The following is a 14582-nucleotide window of genomic DNA, read 5'->3' on the forward strand; positions in this document are numbered from 1 at the left end:
CAAGGTGGTGCTGGCGCTGCGTCATGGGCGGATCCCGCCGTCGCTACACTTCGGCGAGCCGAACCCCCGGATCGACTTCACGGGGCTGCGGGTGGTGGCCGAGCCGAGCCGGTGGCCACGGTATGGCGGGGTGGCCAGGGCGGGTGTGTCGGCCTTCGGCTTCGGCGGGACGAACGCGCATGTGGTGCTGGAGGAGTGGCCATCCGGCGGGGCACGGCGGGCGGCGCGGGTGGTGGGGCGGCCGGAGGTGTTCGCCCTCTGGGCGGCCGACGAGAAGAGGCTGGCCGACCGCGCCGGCTCACTGGCGGAGTGGCTCGACACCGATGACCTCGCCGACGTCGCCGCCGCGCTCGTGCACGGCTGTGACACCGGTTCGGTCGGGGCGGTGGTCGTCGCCGGGTCCGTCGACGAGCTGCGGGAGCGGTTGTCCGCGCTCGCCGGTGGGCAGCCACACCTCGCGGCCGAACCCGAAGGCTCCCCGGGCGGGCCCGTCTTCGTCTTCTCCGGGTACGGGTCCTACTGGGCCGGCATGGGGCAGCGGCTGCTCGCGCACGAGCCGGCCTTTCGCGACGCCGTAAGGGAGCTCGATCCCGAGTTCCTCGCGCGGACCGGCGCCACCCTCACGAGCCTCCTGGTCTCGGACGAGCTCGGCGATCTCGCCATGCGGCAGACGGCCACCTTCGGCATGCAGCTCGCCCTGTCGGCGCTCTGGCGCGCGCACGGCGTCACCCCCGCGGCGGTGATCGGGCACTCGGTCGGGGAGGTCGCTGCCGCCGTCGTGTCCGGGGCCCTGTCGCTCGGGGACGGGCTGCGCGTCGTCGTGGCCCGGTCGTCGCTGCTCGCGGGGATCGACTCCGCCGGTGACGGGGCCATGGCCATGGTCGAGCTGCCGGCCGGTGAGGTGGTGCGGCTCGCCGGCCGGTTCCCCGGCGTCGGCGTGGCCGTGCATGCCTCACCCCGGCACTCCACCGTGTCCGGTCCGGCGGCCAGCGTCGACGGTCTCGTGTCGCATGTGGAGGGACGAGGCGGGCTCGCTCGGCGGCTTCGGGTCGGCGGAGCCGGTCATTCCGCCGCCGTGGAGCCGATCATGGCGCCACTGCGTGAGCGGCTTGCCGGGCTCGAGAGCGCCGCGCCGGTGGTGCCCTCCTACTCCACCGTGTTCGACGGGCGGCCCATCGGCGCCGACGACGACTACTGGGTCGCCAACGTCCGGCGGCCGGTGCGGTTCACCCAGGCGGTCGCGGCCGCCCTGGCCGACGGGTACCGCGAGTTCGTCGAGGTCTCGCCGCACCCGATCGCCACCGCCTCGGTCGAGCAGACCGCCGACGACCCCGGTGTCCGGGTGCTGGCCACGCTTCGCCGGGACGGCAACGGGTTCGCCGACGCGGTGGCCGCGTGGTACGCCGCCGGCCACCGCGACGTGCTGACGGCACGGTACCCGCGGCGGGCGGTCGTCGACCTGCCCGGACCGGTGTGGCGGCGCCGGCGGCACTGGACCGCCGCGCGACCGGCGGGGACGCGGGCGGGTACGCATCCCTTGCTGGGGGCGCGGATCGACCTCCCGGAGCCGGGGCGGCATGTCTGGTACGGCGAGCTGAGGCCGGCTCCGTGGGTCACGCGGCACACCTTGTTCGGGCTTCCGGTGTTTCCCGCCGCCGGGTTCGTCGAGCTGGTCATGGCGGCTGGGCGCGACCTGCTCGGTGGGGTCTCGTTGCGTGGGCTGCGGGTGGTCCGGCCGCTCGTGCCGGGTGCGGCCACCGAGGTGTGCGTCTCGGCGGACGGGCGTGAGATCTCGGTGTTCGCGCGGTCGCGTTCGGAGTGGACACTCCACGCGGTCGCCACCGTGGAGACCGCGCCTCCGGTGTCCTCTCGGTATGTGGTGGATCCGGAACGCGTTCAGCTCGAGCCGCCCGGCGAGTTGGTGACCTCCGTCGGCGGGGTCCGCGTGCACGGCGACCCTCGGCACGGTGTGCGGGTCGAGGACGGGCGGTTGCTCGACGACGACGGTGTGGTGTTGGTCGAGTTCTCGGACGTGCGGTCGACGCCCGCCGACAGGGCGGACCTCGTCGCGCCGCCGGAGCTGCTGTGCTACCAGGCGGACTGGCTGGCACAGCCGCTCGCGCGGGGATCCGGGAAGGCTCGGCGGGTCGTGCTGCTGGGTGAGGGCGTCCCACCCGGTGCGCGGGACTTGTTCGCCGGGCACGATGTGCGGGTCCTCCCGCTGGGATCCGTCGTGCCGCCCGCCGACGACGTGGTCGTGTTCCTTCCCGCGTCCACTGTGGACGAGTCGCGGGACGCCGTGCTGCGTGCCGCCGAGGTCGTGCGCTCGCTGGCCGGCACGCCCCGGTTGTGGCTCGTCACGTCCTCGGCGGCCCTGCGTGGCCTCGTGCGGGTGCTTGCCTTCGAGCATCCCGAGTTGCGGGCCACGTGGCTGGAGGTCGACACCGGCGACGCGCTCGTCGCGGAGGTGCTCGCCGGCAGCCCCGAGGACGAGGTCGCCTGGCGTGGCGGCCGACGGTACGTACGCAGGGTCGCACCCGTGTCTCCCGGGCCGGCCCGGGCCGGGGACGCCCCGGTCGTCCGTGCCGGGGCGTACGTGGTCACCGGCGGTCTGGGCGGGTTGGGCCGGGTCGCCGCGCGGTGGCTGGCCGACCGGGGCGCCACGCGCGTGGTGCTGTCCGGCCGACGGCCACCATCGGCGCCGCTGCCGGACCTGCCGGGCTGTGAGCTGCGGGTCGTCACCGGTGACATCGCGTCGCCGGGGGTCGCCGAGGAGGTGGTGGCGGCCGCCACCGAGGACGGGAAGCCGCTGCGCGGAGCGCTGCACGCGGCCGGCGCGCTGGCCGACGGCGCCGTGCTCGCGATGTCCTCGGCCGACCTCGACGTCGCCTGGCGCGCGAAGACGTCTGGCGCGCAACGGTTGGCCGCCGCGTGCGAGGGTCACGAGCTGGACTGGTGGGTCGCGTACTCCTCGGCGGCGGGTCTGTTCGGCTCGCCGGGACAGGCCGCGTACGCGACGGCCAACGCCTGGCTCGACGAGTTCTGCGGGTCCCTGCGCGCACAGGGTGTGCCGGCGACGACCGTCCAATGGGGAGCGTGGCGCGAGGTCGGCGGCGCGGCGACCAACGACAACGCCATCCTGGACCGGCTGAGCCCGGCCGAGGCCATGCCGGCACTGGAGGCGATCCTGGCGGCCGGGTTGCCGCGGGCAGCGGTGGTGCGCTTCGACGCGGCGCGGGTCACGGGTCTGTTTCCCGCGCTGGCGGAGCGGCCGTTCATCGGCGCGCTGCTGCCCGACGACGTGCCCGCCGCCGCGCCGTCCTGGTCGGGGGAACACACGGTCCCCGCGATCGAGGAGCACATCCGGTCGACGGTGGCGGAGATGATGCGCACGACCGCCGGCCGGCTCGACGTCGAGGCGCCGCTGACGTCGCTGGGCATGGACTCCCTGCTCGCCATGCGCGCGAGGGCGGCGATCGAGCGGGACTTCGGCCTGCACCTGCCGCTGCCGCTCCTGCTGCGGGGCGCGAGCCTGCGTGAGCTGGCCGTCCACGTGGCGGGCGAGTTGGCCTCAGGGACCGAAGGAGGGGACCGGTCGCGACCGGCAGCCACCGAAGCGGTGCGGGTGGCTGGCGGGACGGCGGGGCCCGGCACCCGGGACTTCGCCGAGCGGTGGGTCGCGCGGATGTGGCACGAGGTCCTCGGCGAGCGGCCGGAGAACGTGCACCTTCCGTTCGCGGGCAACGCCGAACGGCTACGCGAGCGGATCGCCGGCGACCTCGGGGAGGCCATGCCCGACGGTGACCTGTTCGCGACGCCCACCATCGCGGGGATGGCCGACCTCCTCCGCCCCGTGCTCGAAGGGCACGGTGGTGGGGCCGTCCGAGTGCTGTCCGACCGGGGTGCCGCCGCGCCGTTGTTCCTGTTCCATCCCGCGGGTGGCTCCACCGCCGTCTACGGGCCGCTCGTCAAGCTGCTCGACGGCGTCCCCTGTTTCGGGCTGGAACGGCTCCCCGACCGCGAGACCGTCGAGGACAAGGCCGCGCGGTACGCCGAGTCGATTCTGGAGCGTCAGCCCAACGGGCCCTACCGGCTCGGCGGATGGTCCTTCGGTGGCTGTCTCGCCTACGAGACCGCGCGGCGCCTCGCCGGCGCCGGCCACGAAATCGGCGCGCTCTTCCTCGTCGACACCATCCTTCCACTGGAGTCGCAGGACGACGACTACCTCACCGGCCGGTTCCGGCGGTTCGTCGAGTACGTCGAGCGGACCTACCAGGTCGACCTCGGGCTCGCCGACGTCGACCACCTCCGCGACGAGGAACGGTTCCCGCTCGTCCTCGCGCGGCTTCGGGCGCGGGTGCCGGGGATGGGTGAGGCCGTTCTCGAGCACCAGTACACGTCCTATGTGGACGCTCGGGTCGCCGAGCGGTACCGGCCGGCGCCGTACGCCGGTGAGGTCGTGCTGTTCCGTGCCAGGCAACCGCATCCGCTGACCACCGAGCTCGATCCGCGTTACCTGCGTACCGACCGGGCCCTCGGCTGGGACCGGTACTGCCCGAACCTCGTCGTGCACGACGCGCCGGGAGACCACATCTCCATGGTCGACCCGCCCAACGTCGACGTCGTCGCCGCGCGGATCTCGGCCCTGCTGGACCGGCAATGACTGAGGAGCTGACGACCGCCTACCGGATCGCCGATCTCGCCGACCGGGACGAGGAGGTGCTGCGGACCGCGGAGAAGGAGGCCGCGGACCGCCAGCACGCCAAGGGAAAGCTCACCGCCCGGGAGCGGATCGAGCTGCTCGCCGACCCCGGCTCGTTCGTCGAGCTCGACCGGTTCGTGCGGCATCGGTGCACGGACTTCGGCCTTGGCGCCAACCGGCCCTACGGCGACGGGGTCGTCACCGGCCGGGCCACCGTGGACGGACGGCCGATCTGCCTGTTCTCCCAGGACTTCTCCGTGCTCGGCGGCAGTCTCGGCGAGGCCTTCGGGCGGAAGGTCATCAAGATCATGGACCTCGCCGCGGAGATCGGGTGTCCCATCGTGGGCATCAACGACTCCGGGGGCGCGCGGATACAGGAAGGGGTCACCGCACTCGCCTACTACGCCGAGATCGCGGCACGCAACGTGCACCTGTCCGGTGTGGTGCCGCAGATCTCCATGATCATGGGGCCGTGCGCGGGCGGCGCGGTCTACTCCCCCGCCATCACCGACTTCACCGTCATGGTCGACGAGATCTCGCACATGTTCGTCACCGGGCCCGAGGTCGTGACCGCCATCAGCGGCGAGACGGTGAGCCGGGACGACCTCGGCGGCGCCGCCGTCAACAGCGCGGTCTCCGGGAACACGCACTACCGGGCCACCGACGAGCACGACGCCATCGACTGGGTGCGCACGCTCATCGGCTTCCTGCCCGCCAACTACCTCGAACCGGCCCCCGAGTACGCCGACCCGACCAGCCCGGACCTGACCCGGCGGGACCTCGCGCTCGACGAGCTGATCCCGGACGCCCAGAGCCGCGCCTACGACATGCGCCAGGTGATCGAGGCCGTGCTCGACGACGCGGAGTTCCTCGAGACACAGCCGGACTTCGGGCCCAACATGATCTGCGGGTTCGGCCGGGTCGAGGGCCACTCGGTGGGTGTCGTCGCCAACCAGCCACTGCGGATGGCCGGGGTCATCGACATCCACGCCTCGGAGAAGGCCGCGCGGTTCATGCGGTTCTGCGACGCGTTCGGCATCCCGCTGCTCACCTTCGCCGATGTCCCCGGCTACCTGCCGGGGCGGGACCAGGAGCACGGCGGCATCATCCGCCGCGGCGCCAAGCTGATCTACGCCTACGCCGAGGCCACCGTGCCCAAGGTGACGGTCGTGCTGCGCAAGGCGTACGGCGGCGGCTACGCCGTGATGGGCTCCAAGCATCTCGGCGCCGACGTCAACCTCGCCTGGCCCACCGCCGAGATCGCCGTGCTCGGCGCGGAGGCCGCCGTCACCGTGCTGCACCGGCGGGCGCTGCGGGACTGCCCGCCCGGCGAGCGGGACGCCCTGCGGCAGCGGCTGGTCGACGAGTACCGGCGCCAGTTCGCCAGTCCCTACGCGGCCGCCGAGCGCGGCTACGTGGACCAGGTCATCCGGCCGGCGACCACCCGGCTGGAGGTCGCCGGGGCGCTGCGGGCCATGCGGACCAAGCGTCGCCGCCCCCCGGCGAAGAAACACGGCAACATCCCGCTGTAAGGAGACGCACCATGAGAAGCAAGCGCGGTGTGGCGCTGGTCGGACTGCTGGCCCTCGCCGCCGGCGTGCTGTCGACCCCACCCGCCATCGCCGCCGCCCCGGCGACGGCCACCGCGGTCTCGGCCGACGACGGGGCCACCGTCGTCCAGGAGACCAGGATCGACGCCCGCACCCTCGACCTGAAGATCAACTCGCCGGCGCTCGGCACCACCGGGATGGTGCGGGTGCTCCTGCCGCAGGGCTGGGACAGCCAGCCAACCCGCACCTGGCCGCAGGTCTGGCTGATGCACGGCTGCTGCGAGCCCGCCGACTACCAGTCCTGGACCCAGTTCACCGACGTCGAGGAGCTGACCGCGAGCTCGCCGGTCATGGTCGTGATGCCCACCGACGGCTCTGCCGGGATGTTCAGCGCCTGGTGGAACTTCGGCCTGTCCAACAAGCCGGACTGGGAGACCTTCCACGTCACCGAGGTGCGGCAGATCCTCGAACGCGGCTACCGGGCCGGCACGCAGCGCGCGATCGCCGGCATCTCGATCGGCGGGTTCGGGGCCATGCACTACGCCTTCCGCCACCCCGGCATGTTCCTCACCGCCGCCTCCTACAGCGGCGTGCTCGACACCATGGGCTTCGGGATCCCGGCCATCCTCAAGGCGATCCTGATCCGTGAGGGGTTCTTCAACTACCTGCTGCTGTGGGGCTCCGAGTTCCTCAACCCGAGCCTCTGGCACTCCCACAACCCCGCGGACAACCTGGAGAAGCTACGCGGCACGGCCCTGTACGTGTCCAGCGGGAACGGGGTCGCCGGGCCGTTCGACCCGGGCACCAGCAACGAGGGCGGCGATTTCCTGCTCGAGCCGAGCGCGCAGTCGGCGACCCAGACCTTCGTCAACCGCGCACAGCAGCTCGGCATTCCGGTAACCGCCGATTTCTACGGTCCCGGCACGCATTCCTGGCCCTACTGGGAACGCGAGCTGCACCGCTCCTGGGCATTCCTTACCGCCAGGCTCGGCGTCTAACCCCCGTTCGGGCTCGTGCCGCGCCGCAGGATTCTGCCGCGCAGCACGAGCTCGGCCGCGAACCGGAAGTCCGGGTCGGCCAGGCGGTCGCCGAACAGGCCCTCCAGCTGCCGCAACCGGTAACGCGCCGTCTGCGGGTGGATCCCCAGTGCGGTCGCGACCTCCGGTGCGGACCGGTTCATCGAACGCAGCAACGCGGCCAGGGTCGCCTCCAGCCGGCTCGCCTTGCCCGCCGGCAGGTCCGACAGTGCGGACAGCACATCGGTCGACAGCAGCCGGCCGATGTGCTCGCCGCCGAGCAGGATCAGCTCGGCCAGGTGGTCGTCCGCGACCACCATGCCGTCGGTGGGCGTCAGCGCGCCGTTGCGGGCGTGCCACAGCGCCAGGCGCGCGCACCGCGCCGACAGCCACGCCTCCGCGGGCGACACGCTCGGCCCGAGCGCCGCCACCTGCCAGGACAGCAGCCGCCGCAACCGTGCCAGCCGCTCCGGCACGTCCGGACCGGGCACGAACAGGAGCGCCTCGCCGCTGTGGGCCAGCACCAGGACGTCGGTGTCGAGCATCGCGTCCGGGACCAGCTCCAGGCCGGGCACGTCGACGACGACGCACGCCAGTGTCTCCGGCAGTGGCCAGTCCGCCTGGTAGGAAAGGACCTCCAGCTTCGAGCCGGCCGGGTCCCCGCTGCGCTCCAGCAGCCGCTCGGCCAGCGCGCGGCGGCGGGCCGCCAGGTCGCCGATGCTGCGCAGCCGCGCCTCGGTGTAGCCGCGGACCGACTCCTTCGCCAGCTCGTCGATGTGCACGAGAACGGCCTCGGAGAGCAGCAGCACGGTGCCAGTCGGCAGCCCGACGGCCTGCGCGATCTCGGTGTAGCGGCGGCTGCCCACCCGCGCGCCGACGCGGTAGGCGGCCTGCAGCTCGTCCATGTTGCGGCCGGCCAGGTACTCCGCCTTGCCGAGGCGGCGGAAGAACGTGCTGTGGTGCTCCTGCGGGCCGGTCGGGTTCTCGATCAGCTCGACGAACTGGACCAGCGCGCGCCGCACGGCCGCCACCAGGTCCCGGCCCAGCTCGGAGTCGAGGGGACGCCGGTAGCGGGGCACCTCGCGGCGGATCACGTCGACCATCTCGGACGCGATGGCGTCCAGGTTGGGGCGCAAGGCATCCGCGACCATGACCGGCAGCGCGGTCCAGGGGTTGCCCGGGTAGGGCTGGTTCCTCGTCGCCTGCGGACGCGTCATCGTGCGCTCTCCATTGCCACTGAAACCGGCGCACTCCGGACTACCGCCCCACTGCTGAAAGAAGACTAGAAGACCGGCCCGAACACGGTCAACAGAAGGGTTCTGCCCGGCCGGTGGTCCGACCGGGCAGAACCCTTGTGCCACAGGGTGGTTACGCGGCGGCGGCACCTGTCACGTACGGGCACGTGGACAGGTAGCGAGAGATGTTCGTGTCCGCCTGCGGCGTCGGGCAGAGGAACTGGTCGTAGCGGGTGTCGTTGTCGATGAAGCGCTTGAGCCACGAGATGGCGAACCGGGCGGCCGTGGTGTTCGGCGAGTTCGTCGTGTTGTGGTCGGCGCCGCGCAGCTCCAGGTACGCCTTGGCCAGGTTGGCCGGCAGCGAGTCGTAGAACGGCAGCGAGTGGTCGCTGTTCGGGGCGATCGCGTCGTTCTGGGCAGCCACGAGCAGCGTGGGAACGCGCACGTTCGACCAGTTCTTGGTGGTGTGCCAGCCCGCGAGCGGGATGGCCGCCCGCAGCGACGGCCGCCTGCCGGCCGCCGACAGCGAGGCGCCGCCGCCCATCGAGTGGCCCATCACCCCCAGCCGGGTGCGGTCGACGCGGGCGCGCACGGCGCTGGTGGTGGTCAGGTAGTCCAGCGCGGCCAGCAGCTGGTCGGCGCGGGGGTCCGGGAAGTCGAACACGCCGAGCGTGTCGATCGTGAACACCACGAACCCCTGCGACGCGAGGCGCGGGCCGAGCCAGGAGATCGCGAGCTGCAGCTCGGTGAAGCCCGGCGAGACGGCCACCGCGCCGAACGTGCCCTGGCTCGTGTCGGTCGGGAAGTAGATCGTGCCGCCGCCGAAGCCGCTCTGTGCCGGCACGGTCGCCGACGAGGTCGCGAACGGTCCGGTCGGCGCCGAGATGCTCTGGAGGGTCGGGGCCGGCCCGCGCTCGTACGGGTTGGTGGCCGCCACCGCGGTCTCGACGTTGGCGCCGACAAGTCCCAGTGCGAGGGTCAGTACCAGCGTCGACAGCGGATTTCTTCGCGTCGTCATTCTCGGCGAGGGCACGTCGTTGTTCCTCTCCTTGATTTGTGGAATACCGCGCTAATCGCTGGAGCTACTCGACGGTAACCATGTCGCGACCGCCATTTCAATGACGGCCGCGGGAACTGTCATCCGCGTTAGTGAAAAGGCGCTGGCCATTTGTCACGCGGGCGCGAATGGTGGCATTACCGCGGCGGGTGTTACCGTTCGCCGAGTGCGGGCACGGGAGCGGCGGGTCATCGAGGCGGTCGCGGCGTGCCTCGGACCGGCGCCGGATCCTCGGCTGCTCGCGGCGGCTATCGGCACGGCCGCGGGTGCCACCGGCTGCGCGCTGGTCGTCGCGGGTGAGCGTTACCAGTGGGGCGAGGGCGGCCAGTGGCTGGAGCAGGTCGTCACCCACGGTGGTGAGCCCCAGGGCGTCCTCGCGATCGCACCCGAGTCCGTCGGGCCGATGCCCGGCGTCGCCGCCGTGCTGGGCCTGCCGCTGGCGGTGATCCGCCTGACCACCGAGACCGACCGGCTCCGGCGCGACGGCGACGCGGCCGCCCGGAGGCTGGTGGACGACCGGTGGCGGGCGGCGGCGGAGATGGAGCAGGAGCGGCGCGGCCTGGAACGCGACCTGCACGACGGCGCGCAGCACCACCTGGTCGCGCTGCGGATGCGGCTCGCGCTCGTCGAGCACACCGGCCGCGGCGTGGACGACCTGCTCGACCGGCTGGACACCGCCGAGCGGGTGCTGATCGACACGGCGGGCGGTGTGCTGCCGGTCGCCCTGGTCACGGGCGGCCTCGCGGCGGCCCTGCGGGCCGAGCTGGCCAGCCACACCGACGTCACCCTCGACATCGACGAGCTGCGCCGGCGGTACCCGTCGGTGGTCGAGTCGGCGGTGTACTTCGTGTGCATGGAGGCCGTGAACAACGCCCACAAGCACGCCCCGGGCGCGGCGATCACGCTGTCCGCACGCGACAGCTACCGCGGCCTGGAGTTCACGGTCACCGACAACGGCCCGGGTTTCGTCGTACGGTCAAGCTCAGGCCTCCGCAACCTGACCACCCGCGCCGCCGACGTAGGCGGCACGGTCGAGATCACCTCCGCCCCAGGCAAGGGCACCCAAGTCAGCGGCTTCGTCCCCCTGTAACCGCGAGTCCCGCGTCCAAACACCCCGAGTCCCGCGTTCAAACACATCGAGTCCCGCGTTCACGCACACCGAGTTGCGGTTTCGTGCAGGTCCTGCCCGCCGGTGTGCATGAAACCGGGACTCGGTAGGTGCGAACGCGGGACTCGCTATGGGTGAACGCGGGACTCGCGATCTGCACGAACATGGGACTCGGGGGGTTAGCCGTCGATTTTTTGGGCGCGTAGGTAGGCGAGTACGGCTAGGACGCGGCGGTGGTGGACGGTTTGGTCGCCGGGGAGGGCGAGTTTGGCGAAGATGGCCGCGCTGTGCTTTTCCACGGCCTTCGGGGAGACGTACAGCTCCTTCGCGATGGCGTTGTTGGTGCGGCCCTCGGCCATCAGGCGCAGCACGTCCAGCTCCCGCTCGGACAGCGTCGCGAGCGGGCTGTCGGCCGGCGCCTGGACCAGCCGCTTCGCCAGTGCCGGCTCGATGACGATCTCGCCGGCGGTGATGCGGTCCAGGGTGTCGGCTAGCACCTGCACGCCCGCGATCCGCTCCTTGAGGCGGTAGCCGATCCGCTCGGCGCCGATCTCCAGTACCCGCATGAGGTAGTGCGTCTCGGCGTAGTGCGACAGCAGCAGCAACCCGGTGTCGGGTCGCAGCGCGCGGATGCGTTCGGCGGTGGTCAGGCCACCGTCCGGCTCCGGCGGCATGCGGATGTCCAGGATGGCGACGTCGACCGGCTCGGTGGCGACGATCTTCAGCAGCGAGTCCCCGTCCGCGACGCAGCCGACCACCTCGTGGCCCGCAGCCTCCAGGAGCAGGACGAGCCCCTCACGGAACAGGGCACCGTCCTCGGCGATGGCTACGCGCATCGCAGCACCGCCCGGTGGTGGCGCGGTCCAGGCCACCCCGGCTGCTCGTCGGTGATGCGCACGCGGACGAACCGCCGCCCGCGCACCCGGATCCGCACGGCACTGCCGGGGCACAGGGTGTGCAGGTGGTCCACGACCAGCAACCCCGTGCGCGACCGGGCCTCCATGCCCAGCTCACGCCGGGGCAGGTCCAGCCGCAGCCGCAGGTCACGACGCTCGGCGACCGACCGCAGGGCCGGCTCGAGCCCGGCCGAGACCAGCACCGGCGGGTACAGCGCGGAGCCGATGCCACGAAGGTCGTCGATGGTGCGGCGCAGCATGCCGAGGGCCGCGTCGATTCGTGCTTCGGTGTCGGGGTCTTCGGCCGCCATGGAGATCAAGCCTAGTTCCAGAGCGAGCGCGGACATGTCCGCGGCCGCGCCGTCGTGGAGGGTGCGTTCGAGGTCACACCGCATCCGCGCGACATCGCGGTCGGGTGCGCGCAACCATGTGCCCGACCGCGACGTCCCACGCACGACTCCACCCACCGCACCAGCCTGCTTGCCCGAACGGGCATGAGCAAGGGTGCCGACCCCACCAGAAGGTAGGGACATCCCCACCCACCTTTAGGATTCCTACCGGCTGTCGCCGATCGGACGCGGGGAGTTGCGCAATGCCGTATGGAGTGGGCATCGATCTCGGCACGTCGTTCGCCTCAGTGGCGGTGCACGGCCCCGGAGGAACACGGATGGTGCCGATGTCCCCCGGTGTGGTGATCCCGTCCGTGGTCTACGCGACGCCCGGCGGCAGGTTACTCACCGGCGCTGCGGCCGAGCACGCGGCACGGTCCGGCGGCGACTCCAGCCGGCTCGCCCGCGGCTTCAAGCGGCGCCTCGGTGACCCGACGCCCCTGGTCCTGGGCGGGGCCGCCTACTCCCCCGCCGCGCTGATGGCCGCGCAGCTGCGTGACGTGCTCAGCCACGTGACACGTGTCGAGGGCGAGCCGCCGGACTCGGTCGTGCTGACCTGCCCGGCGATCTGGGGACCGTACCGGCGTGAGCACTTCGCCGAGGTGCCGCGGCTCGCGAACATTCCGTCGACCGAGCTGATCACCGAGCCGGAGGCGGCCGCCACGCACTACTCGGTCGAGCGCACGCTGGGCGACGGCGCGGTCGTCGCCGTGTACGACCTGGGCGGCGGCACGTTCGACACCACGATCCTGCGCATACGCTCCGGCGGGATGGAGATCCTCGGCACGCCGGAGGGCATCGAGCACCTCGGTGGCATCGACTTCGACGAGACCATGCTCGCCCACGTCGACGAGCGGCTCGACGGGGCGATCAGCGCCCTCGACCGGACCGACCCGGTGCAGGCCGCCGCGCTGGCCGAGGCCCGCGCGCGGTGCGTGCGGGCCAAGGAGACGCTGTCGACCGAGCCGGACGTCGAGCTGACCGTGCCGCTGCCGTCGGGCCCACGCCGGCTGACGATCACCCGGCTACAGCTGAACGACATGATCCGGCCGTCCGTGCGGCTGACCACCGACGGGCTGCGCCGGACGATCTCGTCCGCCGGCCTGCGGCCCGAGGACCTGTCGGCGATCCTGCTGGCCGGCGGCTCGTCGCGCATCCCGCTGGTGCAGCAGTTCGTGCACGAGGAGTTCGGCAAGCCGGTGCGGGCGGCGCTGCACCCGAAGTTCACCGTCGCGCTCGGCGCCGCGGCCACCGCCGCGAGCTCCGCCCAGGAGCCGACCCTGCGGCTCACGCCGGTGTCGCGACCGGGTGGCTTCCCGCGGCGGACGGCGGCCACCGGGGTTCCCGTGGGGCGGCGGCGGAAGTGGCTGGTGCCGGTGGCCGCGGCGGCGGTGGTCGGGCTCGTGGCCGCCGTGACGACGCTGATCCTGACCGCCGGCAACGAGCCCCTGCACGAGGCGAGCGCCGGGTCCTCCCTGACCGGGAGCGACTCGACGACCACGACGTCCACGGCGGTGGCGCCGTCCATCGCGCCGCCGGCGGGCGGGTCCAGGTCGACCTCGACCAGGACCGAGCCGACCCAGCAGTCGCAGAGCGACCTGCCGACGCTGTGGGTGTACAACAACGGTCCGGTGCCGCCGTTCCACAGTCTCATCGCCTCGACGGACAACTGGGCGGGCGTGGACTTCGGCGAGGAGGGCGCCCGCCAGAAGCCGATCGCGGCGGGGCCGGACGGCCAGGGCGGCCTGCGGGTGAAGTGGGCAGGCGGGTCACCGGGGCAGATCTACATCCAGAACATCGCCGACGCGCGGGACCTGAGGTCGTACGTGAGCTCACGGGGCGCGCTGGTGTTCGACGCGGTGGTGCACACGGCGCCGGCCGACCGCACGACGGTGGCCGTGCACTGCATCTACCCGTGCGCCTCGGAGGTCGAGGCCACCAAGGTGTTCCGCGGCATGCCGCCGGGCGGCAAGGTCACGGTCAAGATCCCGTTGACCTGCTTCACCGCGCACGGCCTCAACGCCGCGATGGTCAACACCCCCTTTCTCGTCTACACCGCGGGCGCCTTCGACGCCACGTTCTCGAACATCCGCTGGGAGGCGAATGTGACAGACGCCACCCCGTGTAAGGACCTGAGTTAGGGGCCTGGTCAGTTCGTCATCACCACCCCGGGAGCGACCGTGTAGTACGCCGGGCGGATGTCCGGTGCCAGCGACCCGACGAACTCGCCGACCTCCCGCAGCGCGACGCCGGGTCCGATGTGGAGCGTGCGGCCACGCGTGCCGGAGAGCGGCTTCACGTCGGGAGCGGGCTGGCCGGCCAGGTGGATCACCGCACCGTCGGGGGTGCAGGTCACGATGAGGCCGTCGCACGGGTGTTTGCCCTGGTGGTGCCACACGTCGCCAATGGAGATGAGCCCGTCGCGCAGCGCGGCGGTCGCCCACACGTCCGGCATGGCGCCTCCCTTCGTCGCGCCCCCTCGACTCGAACACGGCTCCCGGCGCGCGAAAGGTTCATGGGGATAGCCCTACCTGGCGACGCGGGACAGCCCTCCCCACAGGAGGGATAGACCCAGCGATTTCGGTGGCCGGACCGGCCAGTCTCGTATCCAACGAAACAGGCGCGTTCC

10 protein-coding genes are annotated in these 14582 nt (G+C 72.3%); 5 read left to right on the forward strand and 5 right to left on the reverse strand.

What is annotated here, in order from left to right; translation table 11 throughout:
* The 3 genes from VET29_RS03680 to VET29_RS03690 all read left to right on the forward strand — a co-directional run.
* A partial coding sequence (locus VET29_RS03680) for an SDR family NAD(P)-dependent oxidoreductase (protein ID WP_324914634.1) occupies window positions 1–4663 on the forward strand: 4663 nt, incomplete at its 5' end.
* Window positions 4660–6234, forward strand: coding sequence for an acyl-CoA carboxylase subunit beta (locus VET29_RS03685; RefSeq protein WP_324914638.1), 1575 nt, complete (start codon window positions 4660–4662; stop codon window positions 6232–6234). The genes VET29_RS03680 and VET29_RS03685, both read left to right, overlap by 4 nt.
* 11 nt (window positions 6235–6245) lie before the next feature.
* Window positions 6246–7250: an alpha/beta hydrolase family protein gene (locus VET29_RS03690; RefSeq protein WP_324914640.1), complete on the forward strand. Its 1005-nt coding sequence runs from the start codon at window positions 6246–6248 to the stop codon at window positions 7248–7250.
* Here the strand turns inward: VET29_RS03690 and VET29_RS03695 are convergent.
* Together VET29_RS03695 and VET29_RS03700 are read right to left on the reverse strand one after the other, a co-directional pair.
* A complete protein-coding gene (locus tag VET29_RS03695) occupies window positions 7247–8485 on the reverse strand; it encodes a helix-turn-helix domain-containing protein (protein WP_324914642.1) in 1239 nt (412 codons plus the stop codon). The genes VET29_RS03690 and VET29_RS03695 overlap by 4 nt on opposite strands.
* Before the next feature lie 151 nt (window positions 8486–8636).
* A complete protein-coding gene (locus VET29_RS03700; RefSeq protein ID WP_324914646.1) occupies window positions 8637–9521 on the reverse strand; it encodes an alpha/beta hydrolase family protein in 885 nt (294 codons plus the stop codon).
* Window positions 9522–9726: 205 nt separating this feature from the next.
* On the opposite strand from VET29_RS03700, the gene VET29_RS03705 reads away from it, so the two are divergent.
* Complete coding sequence (locus VET29_RS03705) at window positions 9727–10650, forward strand: sensor histidine kinase (protein ID WP_324914648.1); 924 nt, start codon at window positions 9727–9729, stop codon at window positions 10648–10650.
* A gap of 197 nt (window positions 10651–10847) precedes the next feature.
* On the opposite strand, the gene VET29_RS03710 is transcribed toward VET29_RS03705, so the two are convergent.
* Together VET29_RS03710 and VET29_RS03715 are read right to left on the reverse strand one after the other, a co-directional pair.
* Entirely contained in the window at window positions 10848–11504 is a 657-nt protein-coding gene (locus VET29_RS03710) for a response regulator transcription factor (RefSeq protein ID WP_324914651.1), read from the reverse strand.
* Window positions 11495–12019: a histidine kinase gene (locus tag VET29_RS03715; protein ID WP_324914654.1), complete on the reverse strand. Its 525-nt coding sequence runs from the start codon at window positions 12017–12019 to the stop codon at window positions 11495–11497. Before VET29_RS03715 ends, VET29_RS03710 begins: the two co-directional genes overlap by 10 nt.
* A 212-nt stretch (window positions 12020–12231) precedes the next feature.
* On the opposite strand from VET29_RS03715, the gene VET29_RS03720 reads away from it, so the two are divergent.
* Window positions 12232–14094 carry an Hsp70 family protein gene (locus VET29_RS03720; RefSeq protein ID WP_324914659.1) on the forward strand — a complete coding sequence of 621 codons (1863 nt, stop codon included), beginning with the start codon at window positions 12232–12234 and terminating at the stop codon, window positions 14092–14094.
* An 8-nt stretch (window positions 14095–14102) separates the two neighbouring features.
* Here VET29_RS03720 and VET29_RS03725 read toward each other — a convergent pair whose 3' ends face one another.
* Window positions 14103–14408 carry a hypothetical protein gene (locus tag VET29_RS03725; protein ID WP_324914664.1) on the reverse strand — a complete coding sequence of 102 codons (306 nt, stop codon included), beginning with the start codon at window positions 14406–14408 and terminating at the stop codon, window positions 14103–14105.
* Window positions 14409–14582: the final 174 nt, after the last annotated feature.

This window comes from Actinophytocola sp. (assembly GCF_035634895.1).
GTDB lineage: Bacteria > Actinomycetota > Actinomycetes > Mycobacteriales > Pseudonocardiaceae > Actinophytocola.

Bases quoted from the DNA above. Each gene is read 5' to 3' on its own strand.
- VET29_RS03685 (WP_324914638.1), top strand. From the start codon at position 4,660: ATGACTGAGGAGCTGACGACCGCCTACCGGATCGCCGATCTCGCCGAC.
- VET29_RS03690 (WP_324914640.1), top strand. From the start codon at position 6,246: ATGAGAAGCAAGCGCGGTGTGGCGCTGGTCGGACTGCTGGCCCTCGCC.
- VET29_RS03695 (WP_324914642.1), bottom strand. From the start codon at position 8,485: ATGACGCGTCCGCAGGCGACGAGGAACCAGCCCTACCCGGGCAACCCC.
- VET29_RS03710 (WP_324914651.1), bottom strand. From the start codon at position 11,504: ATGCGCGTAGCCATCGCCGAGGACGGTGCCCTGTTCCGTGAGGGGCTC.
- VET29_RS03720 (WP_324914659.1), top strand. From the start codon at position 12,232: ATGGTGCCGATGTCCCCCGGTGTGGTGATCCCGTCCGTGGTCTACGCG.
- VET29_RS03700 (WP_324914646.1), bottom strand. From the start codon at position 9,521: ATGACGACGCGAAGAAATCCGCTGTCGACGCTGGTACTGACCCTCGCA.
- VET29_RS03725 (WP_324914664.1), bottom strand. From the start codon at position 14,408: ATGCCGGACGTGTGGGCGACCGCCGCGCTGCGCGACGGGCTCATCTCC.